We start from the raw sequence: 224 nt of genomic DNA on the forward strand, positions 1-224 counted from the left end.
TTGTTCCAGATACGGAGCATTATCCACCAACACTGTGTGGTATACTGATTTTATTCCTGAATCCGAGACGGTTGTATCAGCCTCCAAAACATCACACCTTATTGGTGCGACAAGAATATCTCTTCTAAAGTGAAAGATTACGCCCATCACGATGAAACAGAGAAATGCCAATCCAATAAAAATCTTCTTGTGTCGCATTATATGTCACTTTAATTAGCCTTGTA

The organism is Alloprevotella sp. oral taxon 473 str. F0040 (assembly GCF_000318095.2).
In the GTDB taxonomy this organism is placed as follows: Bacteria; Bacteroidota; Bacteroidia; order Bacteroidales; family Bacteroidaceae; genus Alloprevotella.